At 65.7% G+C, this 14,342-nt stretch carries 15 protein-coding genes; 7 read left to right on the plus strand and 8 right to left on the minus strand.

What is annotated here, in order from left to right:
- Nucleotides 1-9 precede the first annotated feature (9 nt).
- Together AC1X6S_RS15170 and AC1X6S_RS15175 are read left to right on the plus strand one after the other, a co-directional pair.
- Nucleotides 10-357 carry a winged helix-turn-helix transcriptional regulator gene (locus AC1X6S_RS15170; RefSeq protein WP_483406580.1) on the plus strand — a complete coding sequence of 116 codons (348 nt, stop codon included), beginning with the start codon at nucleotides 10-12 and terminating at the stop codon, nucleotides 355-357.
- Nucleotides 358-468: 111 nt separating this feature from the next.
- Nucleotides 469-1,584 carry an SDR family oxidoreductase gene (locus AC1X6S_RS15175; protein WP_483406581.1) on the plus strand — a complete coding sequence of 372 codons (1,116 nt, stop codon included), beginning with the start codon at nucleotides 469-471 and terminating at the stop codon, nucleotides 1,582-1,584.
- An 85-nt stretch (nucleotides 1,585-1,669) separates the two neighbouring features.
- On the opposite strand, the gene AC1X6S_RS15180 is transcribed toward AC1X6S_RS15175, so the two are convergent.
- Together AC1X6S_RS15180 and AC1X6S_RS15185 are read right to left on the minus strand one after the other, a co-directional pair.
- Entirely contained in the window at nucleotides 1,670-2,236 is a 567-nt protein-coding gene (locus tag AC1X6S_RS15180; protein ID WP_483406582.1) for a hypothetical protein, read from the minus strand.
- 13 nt (nucleotides 2,237-2,249) lie between these two features.
- The gene (locus AC1X6S_RS15185; protein WP_483406583.1) at nucleotides 2,250-3,395 is read right to left on the minus strand and encodes a zinc-dependent alcohol dehydrogenase; all 1,146 of its coding nucleotides are present in this window, start codon (nucleotides 3,393-3,395) and stop codon (nucleotides 2,250-2,252) included.
- Nucleotides 3,396-3,801: 406 nt separating this feature from the next.
- On the opposite strand from AC1X6S_RS15185, the gene AC1X6S_RS15190 reads away from it, so the two are divergent.
- Nucleotides 3,802-4,263 carry a hypothetical protein gene (locus AC1X6S_RS15190; RefSeq protein WP_483406584.1) on the plus strand — a complete coding sequence of 154 codons (462 nt, stop codon included), beginning with the start codon at nucleotides 3,802-3,804 and terminating at the stop codon, nucleotides 4,261-4,263.
- A gap of 3 nt (nucleotides 4,264-4,266) precedes the next feature.
- Nucleotides 4,267-4,794: a hypothetical protein gene (locus tag AC1X6S_RS15195; RefSeq protein WP_483406585.1), complete on the plus strand. Its 528-nt coding sequence runs from the start codon at nucleotides 4,267-4,269 to the stop codon at nucleotides 4,792-4,794.
- A 289-nt stretch (nucleotides 4,795-5,083) separates the two neighbouring features.
- On the opposite strand, the gene AC1X6S_RS15200 is transcribed toward AC1X6S_RS15195, so the two are convergent.
- A complete protein-coding gene (locus tag AC1X6S_RS15200; RefSeq protein WP_483406586.1) occupies nucleotides 5,084-5,554 on the minus strand; it encodes an iron chaperone in 471 nt (156 codons plus the stop codon).
- Nucleotides 5,555-5,723: 169 nt separating this feature from the next.
- Between AC1X6S_RS15200 and AC1X6S_RS15205 the strand changes: the two genes are divergently transcribed.
- Both AC1X6S_RS15205 and AC1X6S_RS15210 read left to right on the plus strand, forming a co-directional pair.
- Nucleotides 5,724-6,944: an MFS transporter gene (locus AC1X6S_RS15205; RefSeq protein ID WP_483406587.1), complete on the plus strand. Its 1,221-nt coding sequence runs from the start codon at nucleotides 5,724-5,726 to the stop codon at nucleotides 6,942-6,944.
- Nucleotides 6,945-6,958: 14 nt separating this feature from the next.
- Nucleotides 6,959-8,503, plus strand: a complete 1,545-nt coding sequence (locus AC1X6S_RS15210; RefSeq protein WP_483406588.1) for a YibE/F family protein — start codon at nucleotides 6,959-6,961, stop codon at nucleotides 8,501-8,503.
- A gap of 30 nt (nucleotides 8,504-8,533) precedes the next feature.
- On the opposite strand, the gene AC1X6S_RS15215 is transcribed toward AC1X6S_RS15210, so the two are convergent.
- From AC1X6S_RS15215 to AC1X6S_RS15235, 5 genes are all read right to left on the minus strand, one after another.
- Complete coding sequence (locus tag AC1X6S_RS15215) at nucleotides 8,534-9,913, minus strand: FAD-binding oxidoreductase (protein ID WP_483406589.1); 1,380 nt, start codon at nucleotides 9,911-9,913, stop codon at nucleotides 8,534-8,536.
- A 128-nt stretch (nucleotides 9,914-10,041) separates the two neighbouring features.
- The gene (locus AC1X6S_RS15220) at nucleotides 10,042-11,211 is read right to left on the minus strand and encodes an AI-2E family transporter (protein ID WP_483406590.1); all 1,170 of its coding nucleotides are present in this window, start codon (nucleotides 11,209-11,211) and stop codon (nucleotides 10,042-10,044) included.
- A gap of 145 nt (nucleotides 11,212-11,356) precedes the next feature.
- On the minus strand, nucleotides 11,357-11,869 hold the full coding sequence (locus tag AC1X6S_RS15225) for a CarD family transcriptional regulator (protein ID WP_108389832.1): 513 nt from the start codon (nucleotides 11,867-11,869) through the stop codon (nucleotides 11,357-11,359).
- Between the two features lie 85 nt (nucleotides 11,870-11,954).
- On the minus strand, nucleotides 11,955-12,605 hold the full coding sequence (locus AC1X6S_RS15230; RefSeq protein WP_483406591.1) for a TetR/AcrR family transcriptional regulator: 651 nt from the start codon (nucleotides 12,603-12,605) through the stop codon (nucleotides 11,955-11,957).
- Nucleotides 12,606-12,712: 107 nt separating this feature from the next.
- Nucleotides 12,713-13,084, minus strand: coding sequence for a hypothetical protein (locus tag AC1X6S_RS15235; protein WP_483406592.1), 372 nt, complete (start codon nucleotides 13,082-13,084; stop codon nucleotides 12,713-12,715).
- Between the two features lie 209 nt (nucleotides 13,085-13,293).
- Here AC1X6S_RS15235 and AC1X6S_RS15240 point away from each other — a divergent pair, with 209 nt between their 5' ends.
- A complete protein-coding gene (locus AC1X6S_RS15240; RefSeq protein ID WP_483406593.1) occupies nucleotides 13,294-14,283 on the plus strand; it encodes a M23 family metallopeptidase in 990 nt (329 codons plus the stop codon).
- Nucleotides 14,284-14,342 lie beyond the last annotated feature (59 nt).

Raw genomic sequence — 14,342 nt, forward strand, 5'->3', positions numbered from 1 at the left:
ATGCGAGCAATGAATATTGAACACATCAATGACGACGAGTGCCGACAGTTTCAGGATGCCGTCGAACTCGCCGGACGCAAATGGAACGCAGCGATCCTGCTCGCGGGTGCGCGCGGGGCGCGGCGCTTCTCGGAGTACCGCGAGAGTATCGATGGCATCTCTGACCGCCTGCTCTCGGCTCGCCTTCGCGAACTCGAACTCGAGGGCCTGATCGAGCGGGACGTCACTCCGACTACGCCAGTGATGATCAGTTACACCCCGACAGAGGATGGTCGAAGGCTCATCACCCTGATGCATCCCCTGGTGCTCTGGGGGAGAAACCGAGCGGTGAAAACCCCGAGGGCGCTGAGCGCCTGATCGCGCGGGTTGGTCAATTCGACAGGTCTCGTCAGGTGGGGATGGGCGTTCGGCGGCCCGAGTGTCGCCGGCCGGGGAATAGCGCGGGGGAGGTCGGCGTTATCCCTCTGAATGACTTCGATTACCCCGCAGCCCGCTTCCTCTGACCGCACCGCCACCGAAGGACGCAGCGCGCTCGTGGTCGGCGCGACCGGGATCGGAGGATCCGCACTGGTCGATCTGCTCACGGAGCAGGGCTGGCCGGTCACGGCACTCTCGCGGCGCCCCGGCGCTGAACGTGAGGGTGTCCGCCCGCTGTCCGCCGATCTTCGCTCCGCCGACGACCTTGCTCGCGTACTGGCCGATGAGCGGCCGACTCACGTCTTCTTCACCGCCTGGTCCCGGCAGGCGACCGAGGAAGAGAACATCGCCGTCAACGGCGGAATGGTTCGCGACCTGCTCGCGGCGCTGTCTCACGCGCCGCTCGAGCATGTCGCCCTCGTCACCGGACTCAAGCACTACCTCGGCCCGTTCGAGGCCTACGGGCAGGGGAACATGCCCGACACTCCGTTCCACGAGGAGGAGGCGCGACTCGACGCCCCGAACTTCTACTACGCGCAGGAGGACGAACTCTTTGCCGCGGCTGAGCGAGACGACTTCACCTGGTCGGTGCACCGTTCGCACACGGTCATTGGTCACGCCGTCGGCAACGCAATGAACATGGGACTCACCCTCGCCGTCTACGCGTCAATTTGTCGCGAACTCGGCACCCCATTCGTGTTCCCCGGATCGCTCACGCAGTGGAACGGCCTCACCGACATGACGGATGCCACGGTGCTCGCCGAGCAGATGCTCTGGGCATCGACCTCGCCCGCGGGGCGCAATGAACCCTTCAACGTCGTCAACGGCGATGTCTTCCGCTGGCGCTGGATGTGGACGCGTCTCGCCGAGTACTTCGGAGTCGAGCCCGTTGGGCCCGTCGCAGAGCCCAACCCGCTTGAGCAGCAGATGGTCGACGCTCAGGACGTCTGGCAGCGGATCGTGGAGAAGAACGGGCTCGTCGAACCGGACCTCGGCCGGATCGCCTCCTGGTGGCACACCGACGCTGACCTTGGCCGCGAGATCGAGGTCGTCACCGACATCAGCAAGTCACGGCTGGCCGGGTTCGGGGTGCACCACCGCACCGTCGATTCGTTCACCGCGCTCTTCGACCGCTACCGGGCCGACCGGCTCATCCCGGGGGCGTAACGCCCCCCTCCGGCTGGCCGAATGCCTTCGGCACTCCGGCCAGCCGGGCAGAACCAACTCCCGTACGCGATTGCGTACGGGAGTTTCAGCGTTTGGCGATTGCCTTGACGCCCCAGATGACAGCGCCCGCCGCGGCAATCCACGGACCGGCGACGAGGATCGGGTCGATCCACTGGTGGTTGAGGTCAACCCGTTTTTTACCGAAGCGCGATGAAATGCCGCCGCGGGTGAACTCGCTCAGCACCCCGGTCTCGGTGATCGGGTTGTCTGGATGCAGGGTCGCGAGTGAACGCAGGTGGCTCCCGACGGCATCCACCCGGTCCGCTCCGAGAAGGATCAGCCAGTGCGCGGCACGACCCTCGCTGTATTTGGCGTACGCGAACCGCCGGAGCACGCCCGACAGTCCGTGCAGCGGCGCCGACGTGCCGAAGACCGGGGTCAGGAACTTGTGCTCAATCGAGCGTTCGCGCGGCACTTTCTCCTCCTGACGGTCGGGGAAGTCCCAGTGGGCGCCGGTCGCGCCCGGGTCGAATCGCTCGCGTGGAACAGACGGGCGGTCCTTCGGGTCGAGGTCGGCACCCCAGCCGGGGATGCGGGCGCGGAGTTCGTCGCTCGATTCGGGAGGCGTGGGGTGCTCAGCTGTGTACGGCATTCTCGTTTTCCTCTCAGGCGCCAGGAACGATGACGGGCTTGATGCAGTCATCGAGTTTCGCGGAGAACATGTGGTACCCCTCGGCGATGTGCTCGAGCGGGATGCGGTGGGTGACGATGTCGTTCGGCTTGAGGTATCCGTTCTGGATGTGCTCGAACAGGCGCGGCCACTGGCGCTTCGCAGGCGCCTGGTTCATGCGGAGGGTGAGCCCCTTGTTCATCGCATCGCCGAATTTCACGGCACTGAACATCGGGCCGTATGCACCCATCACCGAGACCGTCCCACCCTTGCGGACCGAGTCGATCGCCCAGTTCAGGGCGACGGGAGAGCCACCCTGCAGCTTGAGCTTCGCTGCCGTCACGTGCTGGGTGAAGTTGCCGTCGGCTTCAGCACCGACGGCGTCGATCACGACGTCTGCGCCGAGGAAGTCCGTTGCCTTCTTCATCTCAACGACGATGTCGTCGTACTCGGCGAAGTTGCGGGTTTCGGCGTGGGCAAAGGTGCGTGCCTTCTCGAGGCGGTACTCGAGGTGGTCGATCACGATCACCCGGCCGGCGCCCATGAGCCACGCGGACTTTGCGGCGAAGAGGCCGACGGGGCCCGCTCCGAAGACGGCGACGGTGTCGCCCTCGCTGATGTCGCCGAGCTGGGCACCGAAGTAGCCGGTCGCCAGTGCGTCGGTGCACATGAGGGCGTCTTCGTCTTCGAGCCAGTCAGGAATGACCGAGGGCCCGACATCCGCGAATGGGACCCGAACGTACTCGGACTGTCCGCCGTCGTATCCGCCGCAGGTGTGTGAGTAGCCGTAGATGCCGCCGACGGCCGTGGCGTTGGGGTTCACGTTGTGGCAGTTCGAGTAGAGGCCGCGCACACAGAAGTAACAGGAGCCGCAGTAGACATTGAACGGCACCATGACGCGGTCGCCGACCTTGAGGTTCTGGACGGACGATCCAACCTGCTCGACGACGCCGATGAACTCGTGCCCGAACGTCATCCCGACCCGGGTGTCGGGCATCATGCCGTGATAGAGGTGCAGGTCGGAGCCGCAGATGGCCGCGAGAGTCACACGGATGATGGCGTCATTCGGATGCTCGATCGGCGGCATCGCTTTTTCCTCGACTCGAACCTTGTATGGTCCGCGGTACACCATCGCCCTCATCAGATCTCCCGTCGTTGTCTGTGACAGCTAGGTTCACATCAGTGCTGGATCGGTGACAGGGGGTTGTCTCGTCCGGGGCGGCGAGCTATAGGCGGGTACTCGGGCCGGCGAGCGGCGGCATCGTGCACCGGCGCCCAAGGGCGCCCGACCACACCCTCGGCACACGATGCCACCGCGCGCCTGATGGGCTGCATGAGCCAGCTCCTCGGGCCGGCGAGCGGCGGAGTTCCCTGCCGGCGCCCATGGGCGCCCGGCCACACCCTCAGCAGGGAACTCCTCCGCGCGCCTCGTGCAGGAGATCGCACCGTTGTCAGGATGCAGTGGGCGACTTCGTCCTGTAAAGCGCGCGATCTCCTGTTAACCGTGCGGCCCGAGTCAGGCACTGGCGCTCGCTAGGCTGAGAATCATGACCCGATTCGGTCCCCTCGAAGCCCGCGGAAGCACCCTCGTTCTCGGTGACGCAGGCGGTCACCACGCCGAACTGACGGCATCCGCTCTTGTGCTGCGCGAATTCCAGGGGGAGCCCGTCTCGATCGACTGGTCTCGCGTCGAGCGGATAACCCTTTCGGTGCCAGAGACTCGATTTCGGCTGCCGGGTTTGGTCGGCACCGTCGGGCTTGCGGTGCTTGGCGGGGTGACCGGTGACATGGGCGTCGCGGGCGAGATCGACGACGGCACACTGCACGTGTCGGTTACGGGCGCAGACCCCGTCGAAATGCCGATCACCCGGCACCACGTCGGTGGCTACTGGGCGAAGAGCGTGCGGGCAGCGACCGCCCTCTTGAACCGGCTCGGCACTGACCCGGAGGCGCGCCAACTACTCGCCGACCCCGAGAGGGTCGTTAAGCTCCTCGCATCAGGACGATGACGGATGCCGCCCGCTGACAACGACGCAATCGTCGCCGAGATTCGCGCGGTTCTCGACCGCGCCGTCGAGCGGTTGAGTGCTGCTGGGGCTCGGGATGAAGCGCTCGCCGAGTGGGTGCCCGAGCACCGGGTCCTGCTCATTCCGCGACCGCCGGTGCTGCGCTCGCTCGGACGCGTCTGGCGGCTCGGGGTGTTTTTGCTCGGTACCGATGGCACCCTTTACGAAACGGGGCTGACGACGCGCGCACTCGAGCCGGGTCGCCCGGCCTACCAGTCGCAGTCGGCCGAGCAGCGCCGGGCATATCGCGCCGCAGCATCCCGTGGCCGGTTCGCCAACGGCGAGACGGTGAACTTCGACGCGGTTCCCGTCGAGCTCGATGCCGATGTGCTCGCGAGCTCTTCCGGGCGGCTGTTTCTTGAGGGAGGCCGGGCGCTGGTGCGCTGGAGCAGTACCGGTGCGGATGCCGTGGACTTCGCGTCGTACCTCGATGACCGGGTCGAGCTGCTCGCGGAGCCGCCGTCCGGGGCGTGACGGCCGGCGCGTGAGCGCTGCGAAGTCGCTCACCCGGGCTGCGCGACAGAAGGACATCGGCCCGAGGCAAGGACGAAAGCTCCGATTCCATCCTTGTCCGGGCGCTATTGCCCTGGCTCGGCTCGCACGATCATCAGGAGATGGCACGAGTTACAGGATGCTGTGGGCAGTTTGGTCCTGATAACCGTGCGATCTCCTGTTAACCGCGCGTGCGGCATCCGCTCACTTAACCGTGCGGTCTCCTGATAACGGTGCGTGCGGCATCCGCTCGCTGGCCGCCACGCGGTACTCAGCCGATCGCGCGCGTCACGAGCTCGGCGATCCGCTTCTCATCCGCCGGCGTCAGCGATGTGATCGCGAAGGCCGACGGCCACATGGTGCCGTCGTCGAGCGCCGCACTGTCGTTGAAGCCGAGCGTGGCGTAGCGCGTGTTGAATTTGTCGGCCGGCTGGAGGAAGCAGAGCACGTTTCCGTCCCTGGCGTACGCGGGCATGCCGTACCAGGTCTTCGGCAGGAGCTCCGGCGCGTGCTCGACGATGATCGCGTGCACCCGCTCCGCAATGGCGCGATCAGCGTCTGACATTTCGGCGATTTTCGCACGCAGCTCCGCCTCGCCCTTTTCCCGAGCTTTGGCATCGCGTTCGTCCCGTCGCGCCTCGGCCTTGAGTTCGCGCGCGCGTTCCTTCATCGCCTCGCGCTCTTCGGCCGAGAATCCCTCGCCCGTCGTGCCGCCTGGCGCTGCCTTCTCTGTGTTGCTCATGTGCGGGGGTTCCTTCCCGGGTTGTGTGCCTCGCTCCATGCTAGGAACCGAGCGCGGCATCCGCTTCTCGAATTCTGACCCATCGCGCCGTGTCGCATAGGCTGGGCAAATCGCGCGCCGCACACTGCCGTCGGCCACTCACTCCCACATACCTCGATCGGCGACGCCTGTGTCCTCACCAACGACAGCACCGACTGACAGCCCGGCCTTCCCCTGGATCGGATTGCTGACCCTCGCCGGGGCGATATTCGTGTCGGTGACGAGCGAATTCCTGCCGACGGGCCTTCTGCCCGAGATGGCCAGCGACCTCAACGTCGGCCTCTCGACGGCCGGGTTCCTCGTCACGGTGTTCGCCGGAACCGTCGTGATCGCGACAACACCGCTCGCCGCACTCACGAGGAAGTACTCACGCAAAAGCCTCGTCGTCGTCGTGCTCCTCGTGCTCGCGCTCGGTAACGTGCTCGCCGCCCTCGCGCCGACCTACGAGATCCTCGTCGGAGCGCGAATTCTCGGCGGTCTCGCCCACGGGTTGTTCTGGGCGGTCGTCGCCGCATACTCCGCCCATCTGGTTCCCCGGCACCAGCTCGGCAAAGCCGTCGCCATCACGGCCGGCGGCGGATCGGCCGCCTTCGTCCTCGGCGTCCCGGTCGGGACCGCGCTCGGCCACTCCCTCGGCTGGCGGATGGCGTTCGGCATCATCGCGGTGATCATCGTGATCCTCGCTCTGGCCGTCATCAAGTTCCTGCCACCGGTGAACCACCACGTCGTCGTCAAGACGGGTGAGATCCCGGTGCCGCTGCGCAAGGATCGCAGCATCCGGGGCATTGCACTGCTCTGCGCCGTCATCGTCATCATCATCACCGGGCAGAACATCTACTACACCTACATCGCGCCGTGGCTGATCGACGCTGCCGGGTTCCCGGAGACCTCGGTTGCCTTCCTGCTCTTCATCTTCGGTGGTGCGGGTGCGGTGGGGCTCGTCCTCGCTGGCTTTGCCTCTGACCGGTTCCCGAAGCGTGGCTTCGCCGTGGCGCTCATCGCGATCATGGCAGCGGTTCTCGTGCTCGCTCTGTGGTCAACGCACCCCGTCGTCGTCGTGGTTGCGTTCGTGGTCTGGGGTGTCGCTTTCGGCGGGATCCCCGCCATGCTCCAGACCCGGATGCTGCACACCGCCTCGTTCCGCACGCGCGACCTCGCAGCAGCCCTGCAGACCACAGCGTTCAACATCGGTATCGGCGGAGGGGCGCTCATCGGCGGGTTCCTGCTCGACACCAGGGGCCTGCAATCACTTCCCATTGCCCACGTCATCTTCATCGCCGTCGGCTTCCTTCTGCTCGTGGGAAGTGACGCCATTCGCGCTGCCCGCGCGCGTCGGCCCCTCACCGTCTGAAACCCGGGATTCACGTGACTCACTCGCACTCGCATTCATCCGCCGCGCCCACTTCGGACGCCATCGCGACCCGCCGCCGCGCCAATCGCCTCCTCGCCGCGATCCTGATCCCGCTCACCCTCCTGACCATCCTCGGGATGGCGCTGCTCTGGCCGAACGGCTCGAGCGACGACGTCGAGGTCGGCAACCCATACTCGGTAGCGGGAGGCACCGGTTTTTCAACGGGAACCGTGGAAAGTATGAGTGTCGCGCCCTGCCTGTATCCCTCAGCGAACGCACCGGAGGGGCAGCAATGCATCGTCGTCAGCCTCATACCCGATGATGCGGATGCCGACCAGGGCGCCACAGCAGGCGACGGCACCGTCTCCGTCGAAGTGCCGCCGGAGGTGGGCCGTGAGGTCGACCTGTCCGCCGGTGACCGCATCCGTTACCTGGATCTGGGCGAACGCGTCGACGACCCGGCCGCGCGCTACTCATTCGTCGACTTCGTGCGCAGCGTTCCGATGGCACTTCTCGCGGCGGTCTACGCCCTCGTCGTGATCGTTGTGGCCCGATGGCGCGGGTTCCGGGCGCTGCTCGGGTTGTTCGGCGCCTACCTCGTTGTGGCGAACTTCATCCTGCCCGGACTCGTCGAGGGCAAACCACCGCTCCTGCTCGGCCTCGTCGGGTCGAGCCTCATCATGATCGCCGTGCTGTACTTCGCGCACGGGTTCTCGGCGCGGACATCGACCGCGCTCCTCGGCACGATCTTCGGGCTGGTGATCACGTCGCTCGTCGCGGCCTGGGCAACCGGCGCCGCGAACCTCACCGGGCTCAACGACGAGGCCGACTACACACTGTCGTACGCCACAGACTCGATCTCGCTGTCGGGCATCCTGTTATGCGGGCTCATCATCTCCGGCCTCGGTGTGCTCAACGACGTGACGATCACCCAGTCGTCGGCGGTCTGGGAAATGCACGAGCTGGCGCCCGAGTCGAGTGCCAGGCGCCTCTTCGCCGGTGCGATGCGGGTGGGCCGCGACCACATCGCCTCGACCGTCTACACGATCGTCTTCGCTTATGCGGGTGCTGCGCTCCCGCTGCTCATCCTGTTGTCGCTGCAGGACCGGCCGTTCCTCGAGACGATCTCGAGCGGCGAGCTCGCTGAGGAGATCGTGCGCACCCTCGTCGGCTCCATCGGGCTCGTTCTCGCCATCCCGGTCACGACGGGCATCGCGGTTCTCGTGGTCAAGGCCGTCGGTTCACAGGCGGCTCCACAGGCCGGTTCATCGGCGGCTTCACAGACCCCCTCGCCGATGCCTGTGACGACGGATGCCGCTGGCACCGCGGTATCCGAAGGTCACCAGGCGCAGGCGGCTGGCACCACCGGCAGGTCACATGTGTCGACGACGGTCTCTGTGTCACCGTTCGAATCATCGATTGTCACCGCGCCCGGTGTTGTCAGGTCGACCGGCCTTCTCGACGCGTCGGACGCGCCGCCAGCTGACGACGAACCCCTGACCAGGCGAGAGCGCCGGCTCCGCGACGAGTCGGGCGACGCCGGCGATCCGGCATCCTGAGGTTCGTCCCGCCCGAGCGGTGATGACGTGTCAGAGCGACAGGTCTGGTGGGATGTTGTGGTTTCGCCTGAACAGGTTCTCCGGATCGTACTTCCGCTTGATCGTCACGAGCCGGGCGAGGGTCTCCGGTGGGTACAGCCGAGACGGATGCTCACCCTTGGGCGCGGTCGAGAAGCCACCATACGTGCCCTGGAGGTGAGGTTCCAGCCCGCCCCAGAGCTGATGGGTGCGCTCGATGGCGTCAGCGGGCGCGTCAGGCGGCAGGAACGCCGCGGAGATGATGAGTGCCTCGCTGTCACGGAAGGCAAAGGCGGTGGCGTCGTTCGGGACCCGGTTGAAGGCGCCGGTCAGGCTCCTGACCATGAGCACCGAACCGCCGAGCTCGGTGTACACAGCGGCCAGCGGGCCGATGAACTCGTCGCTCAACTCCCGCGCGAAAGCGTTGTGGGTGACGATCGTCATTCCCTCGGGCGGGTGCGCCTCTTCGAGTACGGCGGCATAGGGCTGCGGCGCGATGTCATCGCCGTTCAGGCCGGGTAGCGCGCGGAGGGGAGCGATCGCCGCCTCGGCCTCTGGTGCGTCGTCGCCTGCGTAGCAAACGAGAATCTGCACGCCGCCGGGCATTCCCGGAAAGTCCGGCATCGCGAGGAAGGTCGAGTTGAGGGCCTCCGGCGCCTCGCGCATAATGTCGCTCCACCGGGCCAGCAGTTCGGCGAGATCTCCTCCGGAGAACCGGAGCGTTCCTGCAAAGACGCGGCTGATCGGCTCGGCTGTGAAGGTAAAGCTCGTGACCACGCCGAAGTTGCCTCCTCCGCCCCGGATGGCCCAGTACAGGTCGGGGTTCTCGTCGGCGCTCGCCCGCACCTGTTCGCTTCCGGCGGTGACGACGGATGCCTCCACCAGGCTGTCCACGGTAAGGCCGACCGTGCGAACCAGCCAGCCGATTCCTCCGCCGACACCGAGGCCGCCGACTCCGACCGACACCGTGTCGCCCGAGCTGAGCGCCAGCCCCTCGGCTCCCAGCGCCGTCGCGACATCCCCCCACACGGCACCGGAACCGATTCGCACGAGCCCCCGAGAGGGGTCGAGCACCTCGACCCGGTTGAGGCGCCGAAGGTCGATGACGAGGCCACCCTCGTTCGAACTGAACCCGCTCGAGCTGTGGCCGCCGCTGCGGATCGAAAGCTCGAGTTGGTGCGACCGCGCGAATGCGACGGTCACAGCGACATCATCCGCGTCAGAGACCTGCACCACGACGGCGGGCGCGCCAACCCGGCCATAAACGTTGCCGTAGGTAGCGCTTGCCGCCTCATAGTCGGGGTCGGCTGGCACAACCACGCGTCCGGCAACGGCCTGGGCGAGGTCGGCGATAGCGTCAGGGTGCAGGGAAGAAGAGTCGACCGTCGTCATGATTGCGCTCCACAGCGTCAGGATTTCGGTCGAGTTTTCTCCTCACGCCGCGAGGCGTCAAGGGCTCAGACGCTGGTTTTCGGCGCGTTTCTGCCAACCTCGATGGAGCGTTCCGAACGGGAAAGCGCTTAGCGCGCTGTTGCGCCAGGCCCTGCCGGAGTCTCTTTCGCGTCCTGCAGCGGGAACACGACCTTCTGCACGATGATGATGGCCGAAGCGGCGACCGGAATCGCCACGAGCGCACCGAGGATGCCGCCGATGGCCCCGCCACCCACCGCCGCGATCACGACGATTGCTCCCGGCACGGCGACGGCGCGGTTCATGATCCGCGGGCTCAGCACGTATGCCTCTATCTGCATGTAGACGAGGTACCAGATTCCGGCGATGAGCGCGGTCAGGGGGGAGACGAAGAGGCAGATGAGCGTGTTGATGATCGACGCGGTCAGGGTTCCGACGAGGGGAATGAGCGAGCCGAGGAACGCGATGACGGCCAGCAGGAACGGCAGCGGCGCACCGATGATGGACAGGAAGATCAGGCTCAGGATGCCGTTGACGAGGGCGAGCGAGACCTGGCCGACGACGTAGCGGCCGACAGCGCCGGTGATCTCCTCGGTGATCTGTGCGAAGTTCACGCGGCGGTACGCGGGCACGAACCGGTAGGTGATGCCCTTCATCGAGCGGAGCGATGCGAGGAAATACAGGGTGAGGATGAGGACGATGGTGGCGCCGGTGACGCCGCTCGCGACGCCGGCACCGACCGCGGCGATTCCGCCACCGATGGCGACGAGGTTCTTGGGGTCACTGATGAAGTCGATCGCGCCCGAGATGCCGCTCTGGATGCTGAACGTGCCGCCAAAAGTGTTCTCGAGGTCCTTGATGAGGGAACTGTTGGTCAGGTCCTTCTCGAGCTTCGGCAGGTCGTTGATCAGGTTCGTGCCCTGGTTGATGAGCACGGGGATCACCGCGAAGAGCAATCCTGCGAACACGCCGAGCACGGCGATAACAACGAGGAGGATAGCCAGGGCACGCGGAATCCGCTTTTCGAGCCAGGTCACAAGCGGGTCAAGTCCGAGCGCGAGGAACAGGGCAACACCGATGTAGATGAGGACGGTGCTGAGCTGGCTGATCACGCCACCGATGAGCAGGGCAGTGAGGACGCCGAGCCCCCCGACGAGGCCGATCCTGAACGCATTGATGCTGAAGCCGGGCGCGCCACCGCCGGTTTGAATGGCGATATCGGGTTTCAGGTCGCTCGAATCCGGGGTCTTCCGAATCGACTGCTGGCGCGTTCTACGCATGGTTCCCTGCCCCCCGCGCCACGGCACCCGGCGAGATACCGGAAAGTGGCGCTTTCTAAGTCAATCGTGCCTCACCGCACGCCAGGAACCTATCGGCTCGCCGAATACCGAGGGTCTGCCGATCTGCTCCTGTGCGTGGGTGGCTCTACGCCTGAGGAACAGCGGCCTCGGCGTGTGCGCTCGCGAGAACCTTCTCGAGGGCGGCGGATGCCTCTTCCGGGGTGAACTTCTGTGCGAGGGCGAGTTCGGACTCGAGGATCTGGCGGGCCTTCATCAGCAGTCGCTTTTCACCGGCCGAGACTCCGTGGTCCTGGTCGCGGCGCCACAGGTCACGGACGACCTCGGCGACGCGGTACACGCTGCCACTGGCCATCTTCTCCTGGTTGGCCTTGTAGCGGCGTGACCAGTTGCCCGGTTCTTCGACGAACGGCTCGCGCAGGACGTCAGAAACGGCCTGTACACCGGCGGCGTCGATGACGTCACGGACTCCAACGAGTTCGGTGTTGTCGATGGGCAGCTTGATGACGAGCTCGCTGGTGTGAGCGCTGAGGGTCATGACCTTCTTCTCAACACCCTTGATCAGCCTGGTTGAGATTTCGGTGATGGTGACCGCGCCGTGGTGAGGGTAGACGAGTGTTTCTCCGACGGTGAAATTCATTTCCGGTGTACCTCTTTTTTCAATCGGTCCTTCAACGAAGGACAACGTGGATGCCGGTCGGCGCGGTGAGCGACCGGTCGGGGATTCAGCAAAACTGGGGTTCGACGAGTGTTTCCGGCAGGAGCCGCACGAGCTCATCCACCAGGTCGTCGTCGGAGATCGAGACGCGGCCTTTCATCGTCGAACCGATAAGGGTGAGCGCTCCGCCCGCCACGAATGTCGCGGTGAGCTCCGGTCGTGGTCCGGTAAGGCCCCCGAGCGTGTCGATCGAGTCAAGCCAGAGGCTCGCATAACCGTTCACAACCTCGTCGTACGCCCGACGGGACAACGACAGGTCGAGGACACTCGCGTAGACCGGGTAGTGCTTGACCATGTGTGTGAGGAGCCGACGGTATCCGTCTCGCGCGGCGTCGTGCCGGCTGGTGGCGTCCGTTCGGATCACATCGGTGACGGATGCCCGCACCTCCGCGAGTTGCACGTGCAGGTATTCACGGGCCAGGTCATCGAGGCCGCTGAAGTGGGCGTAGAAGGAACTGCGGCTGATGGCCGCGGCCCTGACGATGTCACTGACGGTGAGTGGTGAGGTTCTGGCGGTGGCGAGTGACTCGACGGCCGAGAAGATCGCCCGCCTGGTTTTCTCGGCGCGGGGGTCGGATTTGCTCATGCGTTCCGATTTGAGAATGCGCTCAGAATTGAGAACGCGCAGGGACTCCATCGGGGTCTCTGCGCGCAACATCAGACCAGTCTACCACTTCTCGGACACGTGTCCGACATTGTGCCACCGCATCCGTGGTAGTGGGGTTTTGCGCTCGGTGTGCGCCGGATGGGGCAGCGCTTGCCGTGTCAGCTGGTCGACGGCGCCTCGTCGACAATGCCGATGAATCCGCTGCCGATCCCGTCGATCTCCGACCTGCTCATGCCATGGCCCGGTTCCGGCAGTTCGTCCGGATCGTGGTGCGAACAGGTGAGGTAGCTGAACGTCGGCCACCACTTCTTCGGCCGTGCCGTCTCGGTGAAGCCACAGACGTCACACCTGAGTTCCACCCAGACCGCCTTCTTGCCGGTGCGGTTGGCGCGGGACTGGGCAAGCCAGGCCGGTGGGGTCGCGTCGAGCTCGTCGAGCTCCTGCTCGCTCATTCGCGAGGGGATGCCGTGGCGCACCGCCATTTCAAGCGGAATGTCCAGTCGCTGTGCGGCTTCTCTGCGTGTAACCATGTCGCTTAATGATAATCGGTGGCCGTTGGCGCCTCTCCACGGTTACCGATTTATCCACAGTTGGGGCGGCGGCAATGAATTTCCCAGCCTTGGCCGTTAGTGTGGGTTGGACCCGTATGACGACTTCGGCCCTATCCGGTCGTCCGATCGAATCAACACTGCCCCGGCGCGCACGTTACCTCTGTGCCCGTTGTGCGGCTGGAGACTACATGAGTGACCAGAACCCCGACCTCGCCCCACAGGGCGGCACGGGTGACCCCGCTGGCTCAGCTGGCTCCTTCCCGACCAGGGCGAGCCTCCGCAAGGCAGCAGGGCTTCAGGCAGCAGCGCCCGTTTCGAGCGAACCCCGACCAGCGATGCGCGAGGTTGGCGGAAAGCCAGCACCTCGCGCAGCGACAACCGCAACGCCGGCCGCGAAGAAGCCGGCTGTGAGCGGATCACGCTGGCGCAACATCAGGTCGACCGTCATCATGGCGCTCGTCGTTCCCGGTATTTTCGGAACGATGGCACTGCCCGCATATGCGTTTGAGACGACACCGGACGCCACTGTCGCTCCGGTCCATGACACCGGCGCTCAGTCGCTCATCGTCAACGACTGGACCGCAGAGACCGTGAGCCGCGACAGCTACTCGGCGACCTCGCCTGAGGAGCTTCAGGCGACCAAGGCCGCGCTCGCCGCCGCGGCTGCCGAGGCGGCTGCAGCAGCAGCCAGGGCCGCGAACAAGACAAGCTCGAACTCGAGTTCGAACTCGATCAGTGTCGAGCCATACACCGGCCCGGCAGGCGCCTGGGTGCGCCCGGTCGGCGGAAAGATCTCATCGTCATACGGCCCCCGCGGACTCATCTGCAACGGTGCCGGATGCTCCAACTCGTTCCACGACGGCGTCGACTTCAGCGGTAGCTGCGGCACCCCGGTGAAGGCCGTGTCTGCGGGACGTGTCACGTTCGTTGGTGCTGCCGGCAGCTACGGTAACCGCGTGATTGTCGACCACGGCGGCGGAGTCGAGTCGGTTTACGGCCACCTGCAGGGCGGGTCATACCGCGTGTCGGTTGGCGACATGGTCGACCCGGGAACGGTTGTTGCCGGGATCGGTGCCACCGGCGTTGTCACCGGATGCCACCTTGACCTCAAGATCCGCGTCAACGGCAGCTTCACGAACCCCGTACCCTTCCTCGCGAACCGGGGCCTTCAGCTCTAGTTGGATGTCGTGAGTGGCTCGATATCGTGAGCTGCTCATGAGCGCGAGCCTCTCGATAT

The organism is Mycetocola sp. Y442 (assembly GCF_056898615.1).

Bases quoted from the DNA above. Each gene is read 5' to 3' on its own strand.
- AC1X6S_RS15220 (WP_483406590.1), bottom strand. From the start codon at position 11,211: ATGCGTAGAACGCGCCAGCAGTCGATTCGGAAGACCCCGGATTCGAGC.
- AC1X6S_RS15230 (WP_483406591.1), bottom strand. From the start codon at position 12,605: ATGTTGCGCGCAGAGACCCCGATGGAGTCCCTGCGCGTTCTCAATTCT.
- AC1X6S_RS15190 (WP_483406584.1), top strand. From the start codon at position 3,802: ATGACCCGATTCGGTCCCCTCGAAGCCCGCGGAAGCACCCTCGTTCTC.
- AC1X6S_RS15235 (WP_483406592.1), bottom strand. From the start codon at position 13,084: ATGGTTACACGCAGAGAAGCCGCACAGCGACTGGACATTCCGCTTGAA.
- AC1X6S_RS15195 (WP_483406585.1), top strand. From the start codon at position 4,267: ATGCCGCCCGCTGACAACGACGCAATCGTCGCCGAGATTCGCGCGGTT.
- AC1X6S_RS15185 (WP_483406583.1), bottom strand. From the start codon at position 3,395: ATGAGGGCGATGGTGTACCGCGGACCATACAAGGTTCGAGTCGAGGAA.
- AC1X6S_RS15225 (WP_108389832.1), bottom strand. From the start codon at position 11,869: ATGAATTTCACCGTCGGAGAAACACTCGTCTACCCTCACCACGGCGCG.
- AC1X6S_RS15240 (WP_483406593.1), top strand. From the start codon at position 13,294: ATGAGTGACCAGAACCCCGACCTCGCCCCACAGGGCGGCACGGGTGAC.
- AC1X6S_RS15180 (WP_483406582.1), bottom strand. From the start codon at position 2,236: ATGCCGTACACAGCTGAGCACCCCACGCCTCCCGAATCGAGCGACGAA.
- AC1X6S_RS15200 (WP_483406586.1), bottom strand. From the start codon at position 5,554: ATGAGCAACACAGAGAAGGCAGCGCCAGGCGGCACGACGGGCGAGGGA.
- AC1X6S_RS15175 (WP_483406581.1), top strand. From the start codon at position 469: ATGACTTCGATTACCCCGCAGCCCGCTTCCTCTGACCGCACCGCCACC.
- AC1X6S_RS15170 (WP_483406580.1), top strand. From the start codon at position 10: ATGAATATTGAACACATCAATGACGACGAGTGCCGACAGTTTCAGGAT.
- AC1X6S_RS15215 (WP_483406589.1), bottom strand. From the start codon at position 9,913: ATGACGACGGTCGACTCTTCTTCCCTGCACCCTGACGCTATCGCCGAC.